This is a genomic window from Streptomyces sp. NPDC030814 (assembly GCF_055572155.1).
This window is the reverse complement of the sequence record NZ_JBVIDX010000004.1, coordinates 214,442-235,487: the sequence shown is the minus strand read 5'-3', so window position 1 is coordinate 235,487 and position 21,046 is coordinate 214,442. Positions and strand designations below refer to the sequence as shown.

Below are 21,046 nucleotides of genomic sequence, written 5' to 3'. Positions count from 1 at the left end.
GGACATGGATTATCACGGCAGTCGGACTTTCCCCCGGTTTTCCCCCGGATTTCCCCCGCCTCACCCGGCGGACCGGGGATGTGCTCGGCCGGGCGCTCTGTGACGGGTGGGGCCAGACTGGAAGGAGTGGCGGAGCTTCCGGAAGGTCCCGCCCGAGCTCGTGGAGGTCGAGATGAGGGCAGTCACGCGGACGGACGTACCCGTGGAGATCGAGGGCGACGGCGTCGAACTGCGCATGCAGGACATCGGTGGGGACACCGAGGTCGCCTTCGTCCGGCTCCCCAAGGGAGCGGACATGGGCCCGGCCCTGAAGGACGAGCCCGACGGCCTCTGCCAGGTCCCGCACTGGGGCTACATGTTCAAGGGCCGGCTGGTGATGCACACCAAGGAGGGCGACAAGACCTACGAGGCGGGCCAGGCTTTCTACTGGGCGCCCGGCCACGCGCCGGAGGCCCTGGAGGACTGCGAGTACGTGGACTTCTCGCCCCGGAAGGAGTTCGAGGAGGTCATCGGGCACGTCAAGTCGAACCTCGGCTGACCTCCCGGTTCCCCGGCCCCCGCGTGCGTCTACCCGGCGACGAACTGCGTGAGGATCGCCTGGACCTCGTAGATGTCCACGCCCTTGGTGAACGTCTTCTCGATCGGTTCGTGGGTGCCGGACAGCCAGATCTTCAGCTCGGCGTCGAGGTCGAAGTGACCGGCCGTCTCGACCGAGAAGTGCGTGATGCTGCGGTACGGGACGGAGTGGTACTCCACCTTCTTGCCGGTGATGCCCTGTTTGTCGATCAGGATGAGACGGCGGTCGGTGAACAGGATGGTGTCGCGGATGAGCAGGAACGCGGCGTGGACCTGCTCCCCGTGGCCCAGCAGACGTGCGTAGTCCTGCTGGGCCTTGCCGGGATTGACGGTGTGCGCGTTTCCGAACAGTGCCATGCCCCGGAAGACGCCCGCCCGGGCCTCCAGGGTTGCCTCCCGACCACGCTGCGCTACTCGGCCTGACCGCCGAAGCGCTCCTTGTACGCCTCCAGGTCGTCCTCCGTCAGCTTGGCGAAGAGGACGGGGGGGACGGTGAAGGCGGTGCCGGCGGGGACGGCGGTCAGGGACCTGGCCTGCTCCGGGGTGACCCAGGTGGCGGTGTCGTCCTCCAGGGCGAAGGCGCCGCGCATGGCGGCGGAAGAGGTCGGGATGAAGGGCTCGGAGACCACCGCGTAGAGGTGGATGAGGTTCATGGCGGTGCGGAGGGTGAGGGCCGCGGCCTCCTGGTCGGTCTTGATCTCCAGCCAGGGCGCCTTCTCCTCCAGGTAGGAGTTGCCCGCCGACCACAGCGCGCGCAGCGCGGCCGCCGCCTTGCGGAACTGGAGCGCCCCCATGTGCTCCTCGTACTCCGCGAGGAGGCGGGCGATCTCCTCGCCCAGCTTCGCCTCGGCCTCGCCGGCCGCCGCGCCCGCCGGGACCTCGTCGCCGAAGCGCTTGCGGGAGAAGGACAGCACGCGGTTGACGAAGTTGCCGAGGGTGTCGGCGAGGTCCTTGTTGACCGTGGCGGTGAAGTGCTCCCAGGTGAAGGACGAGTCGTCCGACTCGGGGGCGTTGGCGATCAGGAAGTAGCGCCAGTAGTCCGCCGGGAGGATCTCCAGGGCCTGGTCGGTGAAGACGCCCCGCTTCTGCGAGGTGGAGAACTTCCCGCCGTAGTACGTGAGCCAGTTGAACGCCTTGACGACGTCGACCTTCTTCCACGGCTCCCGGACGCCCAGCTCGGTGGCCGGGAACATCACGGTGTGGAAGGGGACGTTGTCCTTCGCCATGAACTCCGTGTAGCGCACGTCGGTGTCGACGTCGAACCACCAGGACTTCCAGTCGCGGTTCTCCGGGTCCTGGTCCGACCACTCCTTCGTCGCACCGATGTACTCGATCGGCGCGTCGAACCACACGTAGAAGACCTTGCCCTCGGCCGCCAGCTCCGGCCAGGTGTCCGCGGGCACCGGGACGCCCCAGTCCAGGTCACGGGTGATCGCCCGGTCGTGCAGGCCCTCGGTCAGCCACTTGCGGGCGATGGACGACGCCAGCTGCGGCCACTGGTCCTCGTGCGCCGCGACCCACCCCTCGACCTCGTGCTGGAGCTTCGACTGCAGGAGGAAGAGGTGCTTGGTCTCGCGGACCTCCAGGTCCGTGGAGCCGGAGATGGCGGACCGCGGGTCGATCAGGTCGGTGGGGTCCAGGACACGGGTGCAGTTCTCGCACTGGTCGCCGCGGGCCTTGTCGTAGCCGCAGTGCGGACAGGTGCCCTCGACATAGCGGTCCGGGAGGAAACGGCCGTCGGTCGGCGAGTACACCTGGCGGATCGCCCGCTCCTCGATGAACCCGTTCTCCTTGAGCTTGCGGGCGAAGTGCTGCGTGATCTCGACGTTCTGCGGGGACGAGCTCCGGCCGAAGTAGTCGAACGCGAGGGCGAACCCGTCGTAGACGGCCTTCTGCGCGTCGTGCGCCTGCGCACAGAACTCGTCCACGGGGAGGCCCAGCTCCTTCGCCGCCAGCTCCGCCGGGGTGCCGTGCTCGTCCGTCGCGCAGATGTACAGGACGTCGTGGCCACGCTGGCGGAGGTACCGGGAGTACACGTCCGCCGGGAGCATGGACCCCACCATGTTGCCCAGGTGCTTGATCCCGTTGATGTACGGAAGGGCGCTGGTGATGAGGTGTCGAGCCATCGGGGGATGCTCCCAGGTCGGTCGATTTCGTGAGTCTTGAAATCCTAGCCGACATGGGTGTGCCGCCCGCCTCCCGTTTTGAGGGGTGGGAGGGGGCGGCACGGGACGTCCCTGCGAGAGGGTGCGGGTGGAGGGTTACGGGCGCCAGGCGGCCAGGATGCCCTCGTAGACCTCTTCGTCCGTCAGCTCGCGCGGGGTCTCGCCGGCCAGGAAGTGCGAGGCGTTGCCCGTCTTGAGCTTGCGGAGGTAGTCGAACGCCTTGTTCTCCGGGTCACCGAAGGCGACGAAGGCGAAGTGCACGCCGGGGTGGTTCTTCGCGGCCTCCGTGAGGGCCTGGGTCGCGGGGGTCTTCGCGTCCGGGGCGCCGTCCGTCTGGAAGACGACGAGGGCGGGGGCCGTGGGGTCCGCCGACTTCTGGTGCTGGGCGAGCACCTCCTCCACGGCCGCGTGGTAGCTGGTGCGGCCCATGCGTCCGAGGCCGTTGTGCAGCTCGTCGATCTTGTTCTCGTGCTCGGTGAGGGTGAGCTCGCCGGTGCCGTCGAGTTCGGTGGAGAAGAACACGACGGGGACGGTGGCCTCGGGGTCGAGGTGGGCCGCGAGGGCGAGGGTCTGCTCGCCGAGAGCCTGGGCGGAGCCGTCCTTGTAGTACGGGCGCATCGACGCGGAGCGGTCGAGGACGAGGTACACCTTGGCGCGGGCGCCGGTGAGGTCGTGCTTCTTCAGGACGGTGCCGGCGGTCTTGTATGCCGTGGAGAGACCGGGGGCGCTGGAGCGGACGCGGGTGGCGGGGGTGGCGGGGCGTGCGGCCTCGGCTTCGCCGGTGGCCGGCGCCGCCCCCGCCGCCCCACCTGTGCCGCTTTCGTCGTCGGCCGCGGGTGCCACCAGCGGGGCGCCCTCACCGTCGGCGACTGCCGGTTCGGGGGCGACTGCCGGTTCGGGGGCGGCCGCGGGCCCGTGGGTTTCTGCGGGTTCCGGGGCGTCTGCGGGTTCGAGGGCCTCAGCAGTCTGCGCGGCCTCGGCGGCTGCCGCCACGACCTCGAGAGCGGCCTCCGGCTCGGGTGCCTTCACCGGCTCCGGCTCGGACTCCGCCGCGGGGGCCGTCTGCGGCTCCGCCTCGGCGGCAGCCTCCGGCTCCGAGGGCTTGGCAGCCTCGGCCTCGGGCTCCGCGTCACTCTTGGCCTGCGGCTCCGGGGCGGCCTCGGCCTGCGTCTCGGCGTCGGCCGCCTTCGCGGCCGCGGGCTCCGCCTCAGCCGCGGGCTCGCCCTTTGCGACCGGCTCCGCCTCAGCCGCGGGCTCCGCCTCGGCCGCGGTGGAGGTCTCCGCCACCGTGGCCTCGGCCTCGGTTTCGCGCGCGGTCTCGGGCTCGGTCTCGACCACCGTCCCCGCCTCAGCGGCGGTTCCGGACGCAGCCTCCGGCTCAGCCTCAGCTTCCGGCTCAGCCTCAGCTTCCGGCTCAGCCTCAGCCTCAGCCTCGGCCTCTGCCTTCGGCTCGGCGGCTGCCGCGGCGGGCTCCGCCTCGACCCGCACCTCTTCCTCCACCTCGGTCCCAGCCGCCGCGGGCTGGACCTCGGCCTCGGGCTCCGTCACCGGGGTACCGGCCTCCGGCTGGGCCTCTCTCTCCGCTTCGGCCTCGCCGACCGCAGGCTGGGCCTCGGCCTTCTCCTCCACGACCGGCGCGGGCTCGACCACCGGCGCCTCGGCCGCCTCGGGCTCCGCCTCGGTCGCCGGGGTCTCGGTCTCCGCAGGCTTCGCCTCGGCTGCCTCCGGCTTCGCCGCCGCGGGCTCGGCCTCGGTCGCCGACGTCTCGGTCTTCGGCTCGGCCGCCGCGGGTTCCGACTCCTCGGCCCGCGGCTTCGGCACCGTCACGTTGTCGAAGGCCGCCGAGACCAGCTCGTCGGCGACGGACGCGGCCGGCTTGGGGTCGGCCGCCTGGGCCGGAAGCTTCGGCTCGGGCTCCCGCAGGGAACCCCGCTCGGACTCCGGCTCGGGCTCCCGCCGGGAGTCCCGGTCGGTGGCCGAATCAGCCTCCCGCAGGGAGCCCCGGTCGGACGCCGGCTCGGCCTCCCGCAGGGGGGCCGTGGAGGTCGGCTCTGTCGGGGAGACCTGCTCCGCCTCCTGCGAAGGGACCGTGTCGCGCCCCTTGCGTGAGCGGGAGAACGCGTTCCGCAGGAGAGAGAGAATGCCCATGTGCGCAACCCTTCGCGTGAGTTGTAGCCCGTCAATCCCTGGCCAGGACGGACACGTAAGGTTAGCCGTCGCGATTGGCGATCTTGGGGTGGGGCGGGAGGTTTCACTAACCCCGTGATCGGGAGCTGTCAATACCGCCTCAACTGCCGTGGGTTCACCTGCCGTTCACTCTCCGTCCCCGTTCTCGAACACACGCGCCCCTAACGTCGCGCTCACACCAAAGGCACCTAAGAGGGAGCGCAACGTGCGCAAGCTGCTGCCCATGATCGGCTCGCACCCCGGCGGCCGTTCCGCCCTGACCTGTCGGTTCCGCTGTGGTGACGCCTGCTTCCACGAGGTGCCGAACACCAGCGCCAACGAGTACGTGGGCGATGTCATCGCCTCCGCGCTCAGCCGCCGGTCCGTGATGCGCGCCGCCGCCGTCGTGACCGTGGCCACTGCGGCCGGTACCGCGACGACGCTCGGTACCGCCCCGCAGGCCGCCGCGGCCACTGTCGGGACCACCGCCACCACCAAGAGCACCCCGAAGGGCAAGGCGGCCCGTGGCCTGCGGTTCCCCGCCGTCGCGCCCAACACGGTGGACGCCGTGACCGTCCCCGAGGGCTACGAGCAGAACGTGGTGATCCGCTGGGGCGAGCCCATTCTGCGCGGTGCCCCGGCGTTCGACCCGGAGAACCAGACGGGCGCGGCCCAGGCCGGACAGTTCGGCTACAACAACGACTTCCTCGCGCTGCTGCCGCTCCCCGGCGAGCGGGGCCGGGGGCTCCTCGTGGCCAACCATGAGTACACCGACGAGGTGCTCATGTTCCGTGGCTACGACTCCGCCAACCCGACCCGCGGCCAGGTCGAGGTCGCCTGGGCGGCGCACGGTCTGTCCGCCGTCGTGGTGGAGGAGGACCGGCGGACCGGCAAGCTCACCGCCGTGCCCCGGCACCACCTCAACCGGCGTGTCACCGCCACCACCGAGTTCCGGCTGACCGGCCCGGCCGCCGGCTCCGACCTCCTGAAGACCTCCGCCGACCCGGCCGGCCGCAAGGTCCTCGGCACGCTCAACAACTGCTCCGGCGGCACCACCCCCTGGGGCACCACGCTGCACGGCGAGGAGAACTTCAACCAGTACTTCGCCAACGGCAGCCGTCCCACCGACAAGCGGTACGGCATCGGCACCGGTGCCACCGAGCGCAAGTGGGAGCGGTTCGACAAGCGGTTCGACCTGGCCCAGGAGCCGAACGAGGTGCACCGTTTCGGGTACGTCGTCGAGTTCGACCCGTACGACCCGACGTCCACGCCGCGCAAGCACACCGCCCTCGGCCGCTTCAAGCACGAGGCCGCGACCATCCGGCTCACCGCCGACGGCCGTCCCGTCGTCTACTCGGGTGACGACGAGCGCTTCGACTACTTCTACAAGTTCGTCAGCAGCAAGCGGATGAAGAAGGGGTCGGGCCGCGCGGTGCGCGAGCACAACCTCTCGCTGCTCGACGAGGGCACCCTCTATGTCGCCAAGCTCACCGGTGACTCCCCCGCCATCGAGATCGACGGCACGGGCAAGCTCCCGGCCGACGGCGAGTTCGACGGCAGCGGCGAGTGGATCCCGCTGGCCACCGCGACCGCGAAGGGCGCCGTCTCGCACGTCGAGGGCATGACGGCCGACGAGGTCTTCGTCTTCACCCGCCTCGCCGGCGACAAGGTCGGCGCCACCAAGATGGACCGCCCCGAGGACATCGAGCCCAACCCGGTCACCGGCAAGGTCTACGTCGCCCTCACCAACAACTCCAACCGCGGCAAGACCGGCTTCGCCGCCGCCGACGAGGCCAACCCCCGCAACGTCAACAAGCACGGCCAGGTCCTGGAACTCACCGAGCGCTGGAACCGGCCCGAGAGCACCAGGTTCGCCTGGCTGCTCTTCCTCGTCGCGGGCGACCCCGAGGACCCGGCGACATACTTCGCGGGCTTCCCGAAGGACGACGTCTCCCCGATCTCCTGCCCGGACAACGTCGCCTTCGACCCGTACGGCAACCTGTGGATCTCCACCGACGGCAACCAGCTCGGCTCGCACGACGGTCTCTTCGGCGTGGCGACCAGGGGCGAGCGCCGTGGTGAGCTGAAGCAGTTCCTGACCGTGCCGAGCGGCGCCGAGACCTGCGGGCCGATCATCGGTGACCGCCGTGTCCTGGTCGCGGTGCAGCACCCGGGTGAGATCGACGGCGCCTCCGTCGAGAACCCCAAGAGCACCTGGCCCGACGGGCCGGGCAAGATCGTCCGCCCGGCGGTCGTGGCGGTCTACCGCGCGGACGGCTGCGACATCGGCGTCTGAGCGAGTTCAGGGGCACCTGGGTGCACGGACCGCTGTCCGTGCACATGCGAACGCGGGCCGTCCTCCCGGTGGGGAGGACGGCCCGCGGTGCGCCGGTGGGGCTCAGGGGGCGAGGCAGCTCACGCCCGGGGCGCCGGCCGGGTCCAGCAGGCCTGCCGGGTCGAGCAGGGCGGCGGGGTCGGCGAGCTCCGTGACGCCGGTGGGGGTCTCGGTGAGGCAGGTGACCGTGGCCGTCGGGTCCGGGACCGCGTGGGCGGCCGGGGCCAGGGTGCCGGCGAGGGCGAGGGTTCCGAGCAGGACGGTGGCGGTGCGCCGCATGGCGAACATCCCCTTGTCAGACAGGAAGTGAATCATCCGGTTGGACGGTTCCGATCATTACGGCTTTCCGCCTGCGAACTCGCCTCCCGTCACCCGTGCGGGGCGGGCGTAACGATTTTCCGCTCTGCGTCGGGTTGACCGCCCCGCCCCTACCGGACGACGTCCCGGTCGGGAGGTGATGTGATCGCCCGCGCCGCCGCGACCTCCTGCCGCAGTGGCTCCAGCACGCTCCCCGGCGGCCCGCTCAGATCGGACCGGACCTCGTAGAGGACCTCCGTCCTCCGCAGTCCCTCCGCCAGTTCCCGCAGCTGGAGGGTCACCTGGCCGACCTCGGCTGCGGACGGCGGCCCGGCCCCCTGTTTCACCCGTACCCGCGCGGCGGTCGTCGCGTCGACGATCCGTTCGACCGCCACCACCAGCGGCCACCAGGCGGCGGCCCGTCGTCCCGTCGGCGGCGGTTCGGTGAGGGCCCGCTGGAACTCCGTGCGGATGGCGGACAGGTCCCGGTAGAGGCGGCGGCGCTTGCGGGCCCGCCCGGCGGGGTCCTCCGCGCCGGTCCCGAAGACGTGTTCCACGTAGGCGGCCGTGTCGGCGACGGCGTCCGCGAGGCGTGCGCCGACCCGGGCGTGCCAGCTCTCCGGCCACAGCAGATAGCCCGCGACGAGGGCGATGGCGCAGCCCGCGAGGGAGTCGACGAGGCGGGGAAGGAGCAGGCCGGTGCCCTGGTGGTTGAGGATGTCGGAGAGCAGCAGGATCACCGGGGTGATGGCGGCGGTCTGGTAGCCGTAGCCGCGGGGGGTGAAGACGGGGATGAGCGGGGCGAGGCACAGCATCACCGGGACGTCCCACCAGCCGCGCGGGACCTCCGCGAGGATCGCCGCGGCGACGACCAGGCCGACGACCGTGCCGAGGGCCCGCAGCAGGGCGCGGGAGAAGACCGAGCCGAAGTCCGGTTTCAGGACGAAGGTGATGGTCAGCGCCACCCAGTAGGAGCGCGGTACGGCGACGAGGGAGACCAGCGCCTGGGCGATGCCGATGCACAGGGCGAGGCGCAGCCCGTAGCGCCAGGACGCGGCGGACAGGGCCACGTCACGGGCGGCGCGGGCGGCGCGCACCCGCAGCGGGGCGGTCCGGCCGAGGTGGGCGTCGGCCCGGGACAGCGCGTCCGGCGATCCTTCGGTGACGACCTCGGCGGCGTGCCGCAGCGCCTGGTCGACCGCCTTGCCGATCTCGCTCCTCGGTGTGGGCAGGCGCAGGCCCAGCGGCCCCGAGTACCCGGTGTCGACGGCCTCGGCGACATGGCGTACCGCGGTGGGGATCTCGGCGGGCAGCGGGCGCCCGGAGAGGCGTACGGCGGGGGCTGCCTCCACGAGCGGGGTGATCGCGTTCAGCTGGGCGAGGAGCCGGACCAGGTCGGGACTGCGGCCGTGGTGGCGGGCGCGGCGGGCGAGGATCAGGTCGTAGGACTGGTTGAGGGACTGGGTGACGGCGTGTCGTGCGGTGTCGTACGCGTCGGTGGTGTCCGAGGTGGTGGCGGCGAGCAGGTCGGCGACCTTGCGGTAGGTGTCGGCGACGGAGGCGCGTTCCGGTACGCCGGCCCTGAGCGGCCAGGCGAGGAGGGCCTGGACGAGGACGAGGAGGCCGCCGCCGGTCATCAGGACCGGGGCCAGCCACCAGTCGCCCGGCATCGGCAGACCGGCGCCGACCACGGAGTTGAGGAGCAGCAGCAGCCCCGACACGGAGGCGACGGCGCCGATCGTCGAGATCATCCCGGAGACCAGCGCGATCGCGGTGAGCGCGGCGACGGTGACCCAGCCGTGCCCGTACACCAGTGAGCCCAGGGTGATGCCGATCGCGCTGAACACCTGCGGGACCGCGATGTGCAGCAGCCGCATGCGGTACGCGTCCGCCGTGTCGCTGATGACGCCGGACAGGGCGCCCATCGAGGCGAGGGCGCCGTACTCGGGGTGCCCGGCGGCGAGGCCGAGGGCGAGCGGCAGGGTCAGGGCGACGGCCGCGCGGGCCACGGCGGGCCGGTTGACGGGCGGTGCCTGCTGGGGTTGGAGGTTCCGGATCAGCCAGTCGGGCGGGGTGAGGCCGATGGCGAACGGGCGGGGCATGCGGCCATTATCACCGGTGGAGATCGCCCGATTATGTGACGTTCTGGAGGGGTGGGGCGACGGTGGCGTGCCGACCCCCGCGTCACTTCCGCTGGTGGAGGGTCAGATCGGCGATCACCGCCTTGTGATCGGTGCCGCCCAGCTTCAGGAAGCGGGTCTCGCGGACGGAGAAGTCCTTCGAGGAGACGAGGACGTGGTCGATCTGGGCGCCGAATCTCGGAGTGGTCCGGGAGGGCCAGGTCGGGGTCCGGTCGTGACCGCTCAGCCGGGCGGCGTCGCCGAGTCCGGCGTCGAGGATCTCGCGGAAGGCCGCGTGGTCCTGGGAGGCGTTGAAGTCACCGGCGACGATGGTCGGGATCCGGGTGTCGGCCGCCGCGTACGCGCGCAGCGCGCCGAGCTCCCGCCGCCAGGTGCCGACCTCTCCGGGCAGCGGCGGCATGGGGTGCGCCAGTTGCAGCCGCACGGGGTGGCCCTTGACGTCGGCGACGGCGCCCGGCATGCCCATGGTGGCGCGGATCGGGTCGGTGCCCTTCAGGGGGTAGCGGCTGAGGATGACGGACCCGTCGGAGCCGTAGCCCTCGACGGCCCGGCGGTAGGGGTAGACCGGCTTCTCGCCGCTCAGGTCGCCGAGGGTGTCGCGGAGGGTGGCCGAGCAGGTGGCCTGGCACTCCTCGACGAACACGACGTCCGGGCGGTCGCGTTCGACGGCCCGGACGAGGGCGGCGGTTCCGTCGCCGAAGTGCACGTTGGACGTCATGACCCGGATCTCGGCGAGGACCGGCCCGTTCGGCGCGGTCGTCTTCCCGTACGGCTCGATGTACCAGGCCAGCGCGCCGAGCAGCACCACTCCCCAGGCCAGGCCGGTCCAGGAGCGGGCCAGGGCGAAGAGGAGCAAGGCGAGGCCGGTGGGCGCGAGCAGCCAGGGCAGGAACGCGAGGAGCTGGGGGACCGGGGTGAAGGCGTCGACGTCGATGATCCGGGAGGCGACGACCAGGGTCACACCGAGCAGCAGCAGGAAGGCGCACCCCTTCTTGCCGCCGTGCGTGGCCCGGCGGGGGGTGACCGGTTCCGGCCCTTCGATGGTCGTGCTCTCCAAGGCCGGCCTTCCGTTCGCGCGGTGGTTCTGTGCTCCTCATTCAAGGACGGGGCAGGTGGGCCGAAGGTTGCGCGCGGAACCGGGCCCCGGGCACCCGGTCGCCGGGTGGTGGGGGTTGGATGGCGCGTCAGGGGGCCGGGGCTGTCGCGCGGGCCCCCCGCCCCTTCGGGGTGGGTCTCCGGTGTCGGGTGGGGAGGATGCGTGGGCTGGAGTCCGATGGTCCTCAGGTTCGTCGACGGTGGGGAGACGCCCGTGGCGCTGGACCTGGCCGTCGTACGGGAGGTGCTGGAACCGCATGACGTCGACGGGCCGGGGTGCACGGAGGGCGAGGACGGCGGCCTCGGCTTCCGGGTACGGGCGTGCGACGGCAGCGAGACGGAGATCCTCGCCGACGCGTCCGGTCTCACTCTCACTGTGCACCGCCCGCATGCCGGGGGCGTGTGGGACATCGTCGCCGAGCTGGTCTGCCGGCTCGGCGCGGTCGTCCTCGATCCGAGCGGTGCCGGGGTGGTGTGCCGGGTCCAGGAACAGGGGCACCTTCCGGCGCGGTGGCGGGACGACGCCGTGGTGATCGGGATGACCGGGGAGGCGCTGGAGACCGCGCTCACGGGACCGCGCCCGAGCTGACCGGCTCGGTGCGCGGCGTGGGCGCGGTCGTCCGGATGCCTCTGCGGCGTGGGCGCGGTCGTCCGGGGCCGGGTCAGGCGCTGATCTCCCGGTCGGGGGCGGTAGCCAGGGACCACATCACGAAGACCGAGGTGGCGATGACGATGACGGCCCAGACGGGGGCGTACGGCAGGAACATGAAGTACGCGATGGCGTAGAGGGACGCCAGGGCGATGCCCATGCCCCGGGCCCAGTCCCGGCCCTGGAGGATGCCCCAGCCGGTGAAGGCGACGACGGCTCCGAGGACGAGGTGGATCCAGCCCCAGGTGGTGAGGCTGAACTCGAACGTGTAGTCGCCTATGTTCCTGTAGACGTCGTCCGTGGCGATCGCCGCTATGCCGTTGAGGATGCCCAGCACCCCGCCGACCATCATGAGGACACCGGCGAAGACCGTGCCGCCGATCGCCCAGGAGGAACCTGAGTGCCTTCCCTGCGGGGGCGTCGGCGTCGAGATGGTCTGGTGGCTGTGGGCGTTCGAACGCGGCTCGGCGCTGTGCTGGGCCATGGGAGGGCCTCCTCAGAAGGGGCGGACAGCTCATCCGCATGCTCACGCGGCGGGAGGGGCGCCGCATGTGGTGTAGGCCGAACGGGTGAGGGGCCCGGCTCAGTCCAGCCGGGTCAGGAAGTCCTCCACCGCCCTGTTGAACGCGTCCGGGCGTTCCAGGTTCGGCAGGTGGGCCGCGCCGTCGATCACCCGGAGCACGGAGTCGGGGAGCGCGGCGTGCATGGCCTCGGCGTCGGCGACCGGCGTGTACTCGTCCTCGGCGCCGACGACGACCAGCGCGGGCACGGCGACGCGGGTCAGCAGATCGTTGTAGTCGGGGCGCTCGGCGCGTCCGCGCAGGGCGGCCGCCGCCCCCTCGGGGTCGGTCGCCGTCATCATGCGGTGCACATGGGCCGCGACCCCGGCGTCCGCGGACGGCGCGACCATCTTGTACAGCACCTCGTCGGCGTACCCGCCCATTCCCTCCCGCAGCAGCCGGTCGGCCATGGCGTTCCGGGCGCTCCTGCCCTCCTCGGTCTCGGCGGTCGGGAAGGTGTCGGCGAGGACGAGACCGCGGACGCGGTGCGGGAAGAGCCGGTAGCACTCCATGGCGATCTGACCGCCCATGGACAGGCCCGCGAGGACGAAGTCGGGGACGCCCAGGTCGTCGAGGAGCGCCGCGATGTCCTCGGCGAAGACGGAGAGCGGGGTGACGCCCGGGACGACCGGGGAGGCGCCGTAACCCCGCAGATCGGGAGCGACGACCCGGCGGGACGCGGCGAAGGCGGTGATCTGGGGCCACCACATCGAGCGGTCGAAGGGGTGGCCGTGGACGAGGACGAGGGGGAGCGTCGACGGGCTCGCTTCCCCTTTGTCCTCGTATGCGAGGAAGGGTGCCATGCGTTCGACCCTAGGTCGCCCCAACTCCTCGGTGCAATAAGATCTTTGCTCTCGGTGCAATGTGGGCGGGGCGCCGGGGGAAGGCGGGGCTGGGCGTGGTGAGCGACTACCGGCGGATCGCCGACCGGATCGCGGAGGAGATCGCCTCCGGGCGGCTGAAGCCGGGGGACCGGCTGCCGCCGCAGCGGGTGTTCGCCCGGCGGCGCGGGATCGCCGGGTCCACCGCCGGACGCGTGTACGGGGAACTCGTGCGGCGCGGGCTGGTGGTGGGTGAGGTCGGGCGCGGAACCTTCGTCCGGGCGGCGCCGACGGGGGCGGGGGCCGGGCGGGCGCTGGCGGAGCCGGTGTCCTCGGCGCCGGTGAACATGGAGCTCAACTACCCTTCGGTGCCCGGTCAGGCGGAGCTGCTGGCGGCCGGGCTCGCACCGCTGCTGCGGACGGACGTGCTCGGGGACGCGCTCGGCCTGGTTCCGGCGAACGGTACGGAGGCGGCGCGTGCGGCGGCGGCCGACGTGCTCGCGGTGCCCGGCTGGCGTCCGGAACCGGAGCGGTTCCTCTTCACCGGGAACGCCCGCCAGGCCATCGCCGCCGGCCTCGCGCATCTCGTCCGGCCCGGGGGCCGGATCGGGGTCGAGTCCCTGACGTATCCGCTGGTCAAGGAGATCGCCGGGCGGCTGGGAGTGACGCTCGTACCGCTCGCGACGGACGGGGACGGACTTCGGCCCGACGCGGTGGCCGCGGCGCACCGGGCGGCGCCCCTGTCGGCGGTGTACGTGCAGCCGACGCTGCACAACCCCACCTCCGTGACGATGCCCCACGAACGCCGGGCCGAACTGGCGGCGGTGGTACGGGAGTCGGACCTGCCGGTGGTGGAGGACCGGATCTGGGCGTTCCTGGCGGGTGCGGGTGCGGGTGCGGGTGCGGGTGCGGGTGCGGGTGCGGGTGCGGGTGCGGGCCCGGCCACGGAGGGGACGGCGGGGTGCGCGGGTGGTGCGTTGCCGTTGGCGGCGTACGCGCCGGAGCGGGTGTATGTCGTGGACGGGCTGTCCAAGCGGGTGGCGCCGGGGCTGACCGTCGGGTTCCTCGTGGTGCCCGAGGGGCGGGTCGGGGAGGCGGGGGACGCGGTCCGGTCCGGGGGGTGGGCCGCGGGGAGGTTCGCCCTGGAGGCGGCGGTGCGGTGGATCTCGGACGGTACGGTCGCGCGGCTGGTCGCGGCGAAGCGCGAGGACGCGGCGGCCCGGCAGCGGCTCGTGCGTGAGCGTCTCGACGGGCTCGCCGTACGGGGCGACGCGCGCGCCTACTACGCGTGGTGGGAGCTGCCGGAGCCCTGGCGGGCCGACACGTTCCGCGCGGCGGCGGCGGAACGCGGGGTGGCGGTGACACCGGGGCCGGCGTTCAGCGTCCCCGCGGTGGTCTCGGCGGCGCCGGAAGCGTCGGGGCGGGTGCCGCGGCCGACGCGGGTCAGTGCCTTCACCTGTGTCCGGCTGGGACTTGCGTCGGTGGGTCCGCGGGAGCTGGCGGAGGCGTTGGCGGTGTTGGGCGACGTCGCCCGGGGAGGCCGGTGAGCCAGGCCGCCGCGGCGACGGTGGCCCCGAGCGCGAGGAGGCCCCAGGTGACGGTGCGCAGCGTGGTGGTGAGGGCGTCGTAGACGGCGCCGGCGGCTGCCGGGGAGACGCCCGGGGGCAGGTCGGCGAGGGTGAGATGGCGGCCGAGGGCGACGGCGAGACCCAGCAGGGCCCCGCCCAGCGCCGTGCCGAGCCCCGTCGCGCACACCGCCCGCCGGCGCCGGGTGGCGACCAGGATTCCCGCCGTGGCCAGCACGAGCGCACCGACCGGCAGCCAGAACGCGGCGACTTCGAGCATGCGATACCCCTTCCGCAGCTGGACCAGTTCCTCCGCCGACAGCACCGTGATCTCGGTGTGCGCGACCGGGATGCGTTGCGCGAACGGCACGTGGTCCCGGACGAGTTGGCGCTTGACGCGCTCCCCGACCGGCGCCAGGTCGACCGTCACCGGTTCCGCCCCGTGCCCGGCGCCGCCCGGGCTCTCCTCCCGTACCGCCCGCAGCACCGCGTCATGGGCCGCCCGGTTGGCCGTGTGCCAGCCCGCACGGAACGCCTCGGTCCGGGTGAAGGACCGGGCCGCGTCGTGCGTGAACTCCCGCAACGGCTCCCGCAGCGGCGGCCGTACCCGTACCTCGCGCAGGATCCCGGTGGCGACCGCCTCCGCGAGGGCCTCCCGTACGTCCGGGTCGGCGGCGAGCGGTGCGGTGACGGCCTCGTAGCGGGCCCGGTCCCCCATCTCGTACGTCGCCCACGCGGCCAGCGCGCCCACCGGCGAGAGCAGGCAGGCGAGCAGGATCAGCGCGGCCGACACAGGGGCGCGGGCACGAGGAAGCACCTCTTCAGGCAAGTCCCCCGGCCGCCCCCGCGCGAGCGCTCACGCCGCACCTGACTGCGAATGGCCCCCCAGGACAAGCCGAACGGCTGCCACCGCCCCACCGGGAGACACCGGCCGGGGCTCCCCGCCCCTCCGGTGGAGCACTCGACCGAACGGGTGTTTCCTGGACGGGGGGAGCAAGGAGGCCGATCATGCGGATCCCACTGGCTCCACGGGCCCTCGCAGCGACCGCTCTGGCCGGCGGTGTCGTCACCGTCGGGGCCCTCGGGACGACGGCCCAGGCGGCCGCCGCGGCGCACGACGACCCTTCCGGCGGGCTCGTCCGGGGCACGGTCGTCGCCCGCGGCGACCTCAACCTCCGGGAACAGCCGACCACCCGCTCGCATGTCGTCGGCTTCGTGGAACCCGGCGCGCACGTCCGGATCCAGTGCGCCGTACAGGGGCAGAGCGTGTTCGGCGACCGCCACTGGTACTGGCTCCCCGAGGAGCGCGGCTGGGCCAGCGCGGTGTTCGTGGACACGGGCCACCGCTCCGTGCCGAACTGCACCGACCCCTGCCCGCGCTGGAAGGACTGCGATCCCTGCCGGAGCGGGCACGGCCACGGGCACGACAACGGTGCCGGGTCGGGCTCCGGGTCCGTGACGTTCACCTGGACCTTCACCGCCTCCGGGACCTGGGAGTGGGAGGACTGATCCTCCGACCGGTCACCCCCACCGGCTCACCCCCACCGGCTCACCCCACGCGATGGCCCTCGGCGTCCTCGTGCGTGTAGTAGCGGTAGAACGTCGTCACGAACACGGCCGCGGCGATGATGAGGGAGAGCACCGTGGACTTCAGGACGCTGTCTCCCGCCTGGCTGTAGAGGAAGCCGAAGGCGCAGCCCGCGAAGCCCGCCCACAGCGCGGCGTGCGGTTCCCGGCGCAGCCGGGGCGCGACGGCCTGCACGGCGAGGTAGAGCACCGCGAACACGATCGCGGTCACGAAGCCGAACAGCACGTTCCAGCCGGTGATCGGGCCGGCGTCGCGGTTGATGGCCGCGGCCCAGTAGCCGTAGACGAGACCGAGTACCACGGGCAGGGTCAGGCGTGCGATGCGGTGGGTGCGCGCGTCGAAGACATCGGGTGTGGCCGGGGTCGTCCGCGTCCCCGGAACTCCCTGCAGCGATGTGCCCGGCCTGGGTGCCGTGTGAGCCATGGGAGCACTCCTTCCTTCCCTCCCCCGCGACTGCCCGCCCCGCTTACCAGGTCACACCTGGGGCGCCCCGTCGGCAAGTCGGAGTACCGGAAAAAGCACGCACGGCGCCGGTGGCCGGGATGCGCGCGGCGTGGGGGCGTGTTTCGCTGTGGGGCATGCGGATGCCGATGCCGCGTGCGCGCCGGGTGCCGGACCCCGTGGAGCGGCAGCAGCCGCTGCGGGTGCGCGGCCGCAGCGTCGCCTGGCTTCCGCCGCTGGCCGTGCTGTGCGCCGTCCCGGTGCTCGACTGGCTGACCAGCGGTGACTTCCGGGTCATCTCGTGGCTGGTGCTCGTTCCCGGGATTGCCGCCGCGGTCTGCCGGGTGTGGACGACGGCGCTGTTCGCGGTGCTGGCGATGCTCGTGTACTTCGCGGGTGACAACTCCTGGCCGCACCAGTACCGCTCCGGTCTGCCCGACTTCATCCTCCTCGCCCTCGGCGGTGTCATGTCCGTGCTGGCCTGCGCGGTACGGCTGCGCGCGCAGGAGCGCATGCTGCACATGCGGGCCGTCGTCGACACCACCCGCAACATCCTGCTGCGCCAGTTGCCGCCGCATGTCGGCGGCCTCGACCATGCCGAGGTGTACCTCGCCGCGGACAGCGAGGCCCGCGTCGGCGGCGACTTCTACGACATCCAGCCGAGTCCGCACGGCACCCGCGTCCTCGTCGGCGACGTGCAGGGCAAGGGTCTCGCGGCGGTGGAGGCGGCGTCCGTGCTGCTCGGCACGTTCCGTGAGGCCGCGTTCTACGAGGCGGGACCCGCCACCGTGGCCGAGCGGCTGGAGACCCGGATGATCCGTCACCTCCGCTACTGCGCCCACGTCGGCCGTGACGACGCCGAGCGCTTCGCGACCGCCGTCCTCCTCGACTTCCCCGAGCTGCGCAGCGAACGCACCGACCGGGGCCCCGACACCACCGGCCTCGGCACGCTCACCGTCGACCTCATCAATTTCGGCCACGAGCCTCCGCTGCTGGTCTCCCCCGGGGGCGTACGCGTCCTCACCCTGGGGGGCGGACTGCCGCTGGGGCTCAGCGATTTGGAGCCCGAGGAGCCGAAGAAACCGCAGAAGCCGGAGGGGTGCGAGGGGCCGGAGGGTCCGGAGGCCTCGTCGGACGGGTCGGGCGCGTGGGGCACGGCCACCACCGTGCGGCTCGCGCCCGACGAGTCGCTGCTGCTGGTCACGGACGGGGTGACGGAGGCGCGGGACGGGGACGGGGTGTTCTTCCCGCTGCACGCCTATCTGCGCCAGGCGCTCGCCGCCGACCCGCGCGCGGCCACCGACCCCGACGCCCTCGTGCGCCTCGTCCACGACGGCGTCCTCGGCCACACCGGGGGGCATCTCGACGACGACACGACGATCTTCGCGGTGCGCCGCGGCACCGGTACCGGACGTGCCACCGGCACCGACGCGGTCCCCTGACCGGAACCGCCCTGAACGGGGCGTTCCCACCCGGTACTTTCCCCTGTTTGCACGCGCAGCGGTTACGGTGCTGGCTGGCGTACGTGATCGATGGGGAGGGAACCGATGCCCGGAACCGTGCTGCTGCTCGCGGCCTCGCCCGTGGGCAAGGGGTGTCTGGTGGACGCGGCCTCCGTGCTTCCCGTACTGGCGGCCGTCTCGCCCGAGGTGCTGTCCGGCACGGGGACGGCCAACGTTGTCGAACTGGCCGATCCACTGGAGCCGCAGGCCGTGCTCACGCGGTTGCGGGCGGCGGCCACCGCGCCCGGCCCGCTCACGGTGTACCTCACCGGCCAACTGCAACTCGACCGCAAGCAGCGGCTCGTGCATCTCGCGCTGGCGCGGACGACCTCGGCGACCGTGCGGTACACCGCCTTCCCCTGGCACTGGATGGCCGAGGAACTCCGGCTGCGCGCGCCCGGCTCCACGACTCTCTTCCTCGACCTGCACGCCGACGCGGAGGTGTGGCGGCAGCTGGCGGGGCGACCGCTCCGGGTGGGGGCGGGGGTGAACGTGTACGGGCGGATCGCGCCGCCGCCCACCCGGCGAGGGGTGGCCGTGCCGCAGTACATGAAGGCGCTCGCGACGATACTGCGCAGCGGACAGCGCCCGGCCCCCGAGGTCCTGCACGAGCAGGTGCTGCTGCGCACCGCGGAGTACGGGGACATCCTCCTGGCCCAGGACGCGACGGTCACGGGTGTAGGCCTCCCGCCGGGAGACCCCGCCGTCGTCCTGCCGCGGCCCACCAGGTCGTCGCCGCGGCCCGGCGTACGGTCGGCGGCCACCGGTGCGCCGTCGGCGTCGGCCCGTGCGGCGACCGGAGGATCCGGGGGTGCCGAGGCCGACGATCCCCATCTCGCCATCACGGCCGCGGTGCAGGACGGGCGGCATGCCGAGGCCGATGCTCTCGCCGCCCGGTGGGAGGAGGCCGCTCGGCGGGAGTTCGGCGCGGGGGCGGCTGAAGTGCTGCACTGGCGGGAGGTACGGGCCGACCTGGCGATGTTCGCCGGGGACGCGGCACGGAGCTGCGAGATCTGGATGGGCGTGGCCGAGGCGCGGCTGGCCGCGGGGCAGGACGTGACGGATCCGGTGGTCGAGACTGCTGTCGACCGGGCCCATCACCAGTGGGGGCAGATCGGCGACCCGAAGCGGGCCGGTGAACTGGGTCTGCTGCTGGCCGAGTTGCGGGGGCGTGTGCCGGGGCGACGGGCCGGGGCGCTGCGGCATGTGCAGCAGCATCTCGCCGAGTTGAGGTCGGCCCACCACGTACCCGGTTAGCCGAGCCGGGCCGATGAGCCGTCGTTCCGTTCGTCGTAGATCGATGAGCCGTCGATCAGAGTGCGCGCCGGGCCGACCTCGGAGGGGGAGTTGTGCCAGGTCACATCGTTGATGCGCCCCCGCACGTCGATCACTTAAGCGGGCCTGGATCCGGATCGGATCGGAGTCTGCTCAGAGTGTGATCCGAAAGTCCTCAAGCCTGGGTAAAAAGCACCCCCTCTCGCCAACTGTTCACACCGCCTCCGCATCAGAGCGGTGCCGGGAGCCGCACCCTGAACCACGCGCCGTCGCGGGAGGGTTCGAGGAGGACCGTGCCCCCGTGGGCCGTCGCGATCGCGGCGACGATGCTGAGGCCGAGTCCGCTGCCCGGCGCCTCGGTCGTCTCGCCGCGGACGAAGGGGTCGAAGAGGCGCGCGCGGAGTTCGCGTGGGATGCCGGGGCCGTCGTCCTTGACCTCGATGACGCGGTAGCCGTCCTCCGTGCCGAGGCCCAGCGTGGTGGTGGTGCCGGGCGGGGTGTGGACGCGGGCGTTGTTCAGCAGGTTGGCGACCAGCTGGTGGAGACGGAGCGGGTCGCCCGTGACGGTGTGGTCGCCCGGGGCGAGGAGCAGCCGTACGGGGTGGCCGGGGTGGCAGTCCCGGGCGGCGGAGGCGGCGTCGCGGCAGAGCTGGGCCAGGTCCACGCAGGTCAGTTGGAGGGGCTGGCCCAGGTCGAGCCGGGTGAGCAGGACGAGTTCGTCGATCAGGGTGCTCATCCGGCCGACCTCGGTGGCGATCCGGCCGAGCGCCTCCTGCCGCATGGGTTCGAAGGCGGGGTCGCCGACGCGGGCGAGTTCGGCGTAGCCGGAGATCGTGGTCAGCGGGTTGCGCAGTTCATGGCCGGCGGCGGCCATGAACTCCCGCAGTCTGCCTTCCGCCTCCTGCCGTTCCCTCATCTGGCGGCGGCCGAGGCGGCCGGCGCCGAACAGGACGGTGGCGAGCAGGGGGAGGGCGGCGGTGGTCTCCATCTGGAGGAGGTGTTCGACGGCGCGGCGGTCCTCGACGGTCGAGCGGGCGGTGACCACGTAACTGCCTTCGTGGGCGAGGCCGGCCAAGGGGACTCGGAGCACCTGGGCACGGTACGTGTCGCCGAACGCGGAGGGGCCGGTCCGCGCCGCGTACACCTTGAGCCGGGCGGGGGTCAGGTCGGGGAAGGCGGGCAGTCCCGCCGATCCGGGGTAGCGCTCCACGACCCGGCCGTGCGCGTCGAGGACGAGGACGAGGGTGTTCCGGTCGAGGAGGGGCGGGGTGAGGGAGGCGGAGGACCGCTCGGACACCGGGCGTGCGGCAGGGCCGGGGGCGGCCGCGTCCGACCGGGAGGTGTTTTCCTGTTCCGGCCCGGCCCCTGGGGACGTCCGTGCCCGGGACGGGTCCGTCGCCGAGGGTGAGGGAGCGGACGCGGACACCGACCTGGCCGCGGACGCCGGGGCGGATTCCGGTGTCACCGCCGGTACCGATGCCGCCGTGGACCTGGGCGTCGAGCCCGCCGTCGACTGTCTGGGCGATCCCGACGGCGGGAAGACGAGGCGGCTGAAGCGCGCTATCTCGCGGTCGGTGCGACTGGTCAGGTGGTGGGCGAGGGTGTGGGCGGAGAGGGCGGCGAGGGTGCCGAGGGTGGCCAGGGTGGCGATCAGCCAGAAGGCGACGGTGCGCCCGCCCGCGCGGGTCGGGCGGAGCGGGGGGTCCGGCGCGGCGGGGCCCGCGTGCGGAGGGGGCGGGTCGCCCGGGGTGGTCGTCGCGAGCAGCCCGGCGGCCCTGATGGTCTCGCCCAGTCCGCTGAACCCGCTCATCGGGCCGCTCCTCGCCAGGGGCCGTGCGCCCTGCTCCCGGCAGCTCCGCCGGCCCCGCTG

Annotated in this window: 19 protein-coding genes; 7 read left to right on the top strand and 12 right to left on the bottom strand. The window is 72.8% G+C overall.

Annotation, left to right across the window (positions count from 1 at the left end; all coding sequences use genetic code 11):
* The first annotated feature begins 172 nt into the window (after positions 1-172).
* Positions 173-538, top strand: coding sequence for a cupin domain-containing protein (locus ACZ43N_RS11285; RefSeq protein WP_468096755.1), 366 nt, complete (start codon positions 173-175; stop codon positions 536-538).
* A gap of 29 nt (positions 539-567) precedes the next feature.
* Here ACZ43N_RS11285 and ACZ43N_RS11280 read toward each other — a convergent pair whose 3' ends face one another.
* The 3 genes from ACZ43N_RS11280 to ACZ43N_RS11270 form a co-directional block, all read right to left on the bottom strand.
* Positions 568-933: a PH domain-containing protein gene (locus tag ACZ43N_RS11280; RefSeq protein WP_055524073.1), complete on the bottom strand. Its 366-nt coding sequence runs from the start codon at positions 931-933 to the stop codon at positions 568-570.
* Positions 934-986: 53 nt separating this feature from the next.
* Positions 987-2,702, bottom strand: a complete 1,716-nt coding sequence (gene metG, locus ACZ43N_RS11275; protein ID WP_468096754.1) for a methionine--tRNA ligase — start codon at positions 2,700-2,702, stop codon at positions 987-989.
* Between the two features lie 135 nt (positions 2,703-2,837).
* On the bottom strand, positions 2,838-4,889 hold the full coding sequence (locus ACZ43N_RS11270; protein WP_468096753.1) for a VWA domain-containing protein: 2,052 nt from the start codon (positions 4,887-4,889) through the stop codon (positions 2,838-2,840).
* Positions 4,890-5,133: 244 nt separating this feature from the next.
* Between ACZ43N_RS11270 and ACZ43N_RS11265 the strand changes: the two genes are divergently transcribed.
* Complete coding sequence (locus ACZ43N_RS11265) at positions 5,134-7,203, top strand: PhoX family protein (protein WP_468096751.1); 2,070 nt, start codon at positions 5,134-5,136, stop codon at positions 7,201-7,203.
* A gap of 102 nt (positions 7,204-7,305) precedes the next feature.
* Here the strand turns inward: ACZ43N_RS11265 and ACZ43N_RS11260 are convergent, their stop codons facing one another.
* The 3 genes from ACZ43N_RS11260 to ACZ43N_RS11250 all read right to left on the bottom strand — a co-directional run bounded on the left by ACZ43N_RS11260 (position 7,306) and on the right by ACZ43N_RS11250 (position 10,737).
* Positions 7,306-7,521 (bottom strand): hypothetical protein, encoded by a 216-nt coding sequence (locus tag ACZ43N_RS11260; protein WP_468096750.1) that lies wholly within the window; start codon positions 7,519-7,521, stop codon positions 7,306-7,308.
* A 149-nt stretch (positions 7,522-7,670) separates the two neighbouring features.
* Positions 7,671-9,641: an FUSC family protein gene (locus ACZ43N_RS11255; RefSeq protein ID WP_468096749.1), complete on the bottom strand. Its 1,971-nt coding sequence runs from the start codon at positions 9,639-9,641 to the stop codon at positions 7,671-7,673.
* 82 nt (positions 9,642-9,723) lie between these two features.
* Complete coding sequence (locus ACZ43N_RS11250) at positions 9,724-10,737, bottom strand: endonuclease/exonuclease/phosphatase family protein (protein ID WP_468096748.1); 1,014 nt, start codon at positions 10,735-10,737, stop codon at positions 9,724-9,726.
* 201 nt (positions 10,738-10,938) lie between these two features.
* On the opposite strand from ACZ43N_RS11250, the gene ACZ43N_RS11245 reads away from it, so the two are divergent.
* Positions 10,939-11,364, top strand: coding sequence for a hypothetical protein (locus ACZ43N_RS11245; protein WP_468096747.1), 426 nt, complete (start codon positions 10,939-10,941; stop codon positions 11,362-11,364).
* Positions 11,365-11,437: 73 nt separating this feature from the next.
* On the opposite strand, the gene ACZ43N_RS11240 is transcribed toward ACZ43N_RS11245, so the two are convergent.
* On the bottom strand, positions 11,438-11,908 hold the full coding sequence (locus ACZ43N_RS11240; RefSeq protein WP_468096746.1) for a DUF7144 family membrane protein: 471 nt from the start codon (positions 11,906-11,908) through the stop codon (positions 11,438-11,440).
* A gap of 99 nt (positions 11,909-12,007) precedes the next feature.
* Complete coding sequence (locus ACZ43N_RS11235) at positions 12,008-12,787, bottom strand: alpha/beta fold hydrolase (protein WP_468096744.1); 780 nt, start codon at positions 12,785-12,787, stop codon at positions 12,008-12,010.
* Between the two features lie 98 nt (positions 12,788-12,885).
* Between ACZ43N_RS11235 and ACZ43N_RS11230 the strand changes: the two genes are divergently transcribed.
* Positions 12,886-14,352 carry an aminotransferase-like domain-containing protein gene (locus tag ACZ43N_RS11230; protein WP_468097071.1) on the top strand — a complete coding sequence of 489 codons (1,467 nt, stop codon included), beginning with the start codon at positions 12,886-12,888 and terminating at the stop codon, positions 14,350-14,352.
* Here the strand turns inward: ACZ43N_RS11230 and ACZ43N_RS11225 are convergent.
* The gene (locus ACZ43N_RS11225; RefSeq protein WP_468096743.1) at positions 14,258-15,187 is read right to left on the bottom strand and encodes a hypothetical protein; all 930 of its coding nucleotides are present in this window, start codon (positions 15,185-15,187) and stop codon (positions 14,258-14,260) included. The two genes, ACZ43N_RS11230 and ACZ43N_RS11225, sit on opposite strands and share 95 nt — an antisense overlap.
* Before the next feature lie 191 nt (positions 15,188-15,378).
* Here ACZ43N_RS11225 and ACZ43N_RS11220 point away from each other — a divergent pair, with 191 nt between their 5' ends.
* Positions 15,379-15,879 (top strand): SH3 domain-containing protein, encoded by a 501-nt coding sequence (locus ACZ43N_RS11220; protein WP_468096742.1) that lies wholly within the window; start codon positions 15,379-15,381, stop codon positions 15,877-15,879.
* A gap of 40 nt (positions 15,880-15,919) precedes the next feature.
* Here the strand turns inward: ACZ43N_RS11220 and ACZ43N_RS11215 are convergent, their stop codons facing one another.
* The gene (locus tag ACZ43N_RS11215) at positions 15,920-16,381 is read right to left on the bottom strand and encodes a hypothetical protein (RefSeq protein WP_468096741.1); all 462 of its coding nucleotides are present in this window, start codon (positions 16,379-16,381) and stop codon (positions 15,920-15,922) included.
* A gap of 155 nt (positions 16,382-16,536) precedes the next feature.
* On the opposite strand from ACZ43N_RS11215, the gene ACZ43N_RS11210 reads away from it, so the two are divergent.
* Positions 16,537-17,841: a PP2C family protein-serine/threonine phosphatase gene (locus tag ACZ43N_RS11210; protein WP_468096739.1), complete on the top strand. Its 1,305-nt coding sequence runs from the start codon at positions 16,537-16,539 to the stop codon at positions 17,839-17,841.
* 105 nt (positions 17,842-17,946) lie between these two features.
* The gene (locus ACZ43N_RS11205) at positions 17,947-19,158 is read left to right on the top strand and encodes a hypothetical protein (RefSeq protein WP_468096738.1); all 1,212 of its coding nucleotides are present in this window, start codon (positions 17,947-17,949) and stop codon (positions 19,156-19,158) included.
* Here ACZ43N_RS11205 and ACZ43N_RS11200 read toward each other — a convergent pair.
* Positions 19,155-19,292, bottom strand: a complete 138-nt coding sequence (locus ACZ43N_RS11200; protein WP_468096737.1) for a hypothetical protein — start codon at positions 19,290-19,292, stop codon at positions 19,155-19,157. The genes ACZ43N_RS11205 and ACZ43N_RS11200 overlap by 4 nt on opposite strands.
* Positions 19,293-19,405: 113 nt before the next feature.
* Positions 19,406-20,986: a sensor histidine kinase gene (locus tag ACZ43N_RS11195; RefSeq protein WP_468096735.1), complete on the bottom strand. Its 1,581-nt coding sequence runs from the start codon at positions 20,984-20,986 to the stop codon at positions 19,406-19,408.
* Between the last annotated feature and the right edge of the window lie 60 nt (positions 20,987-21,046).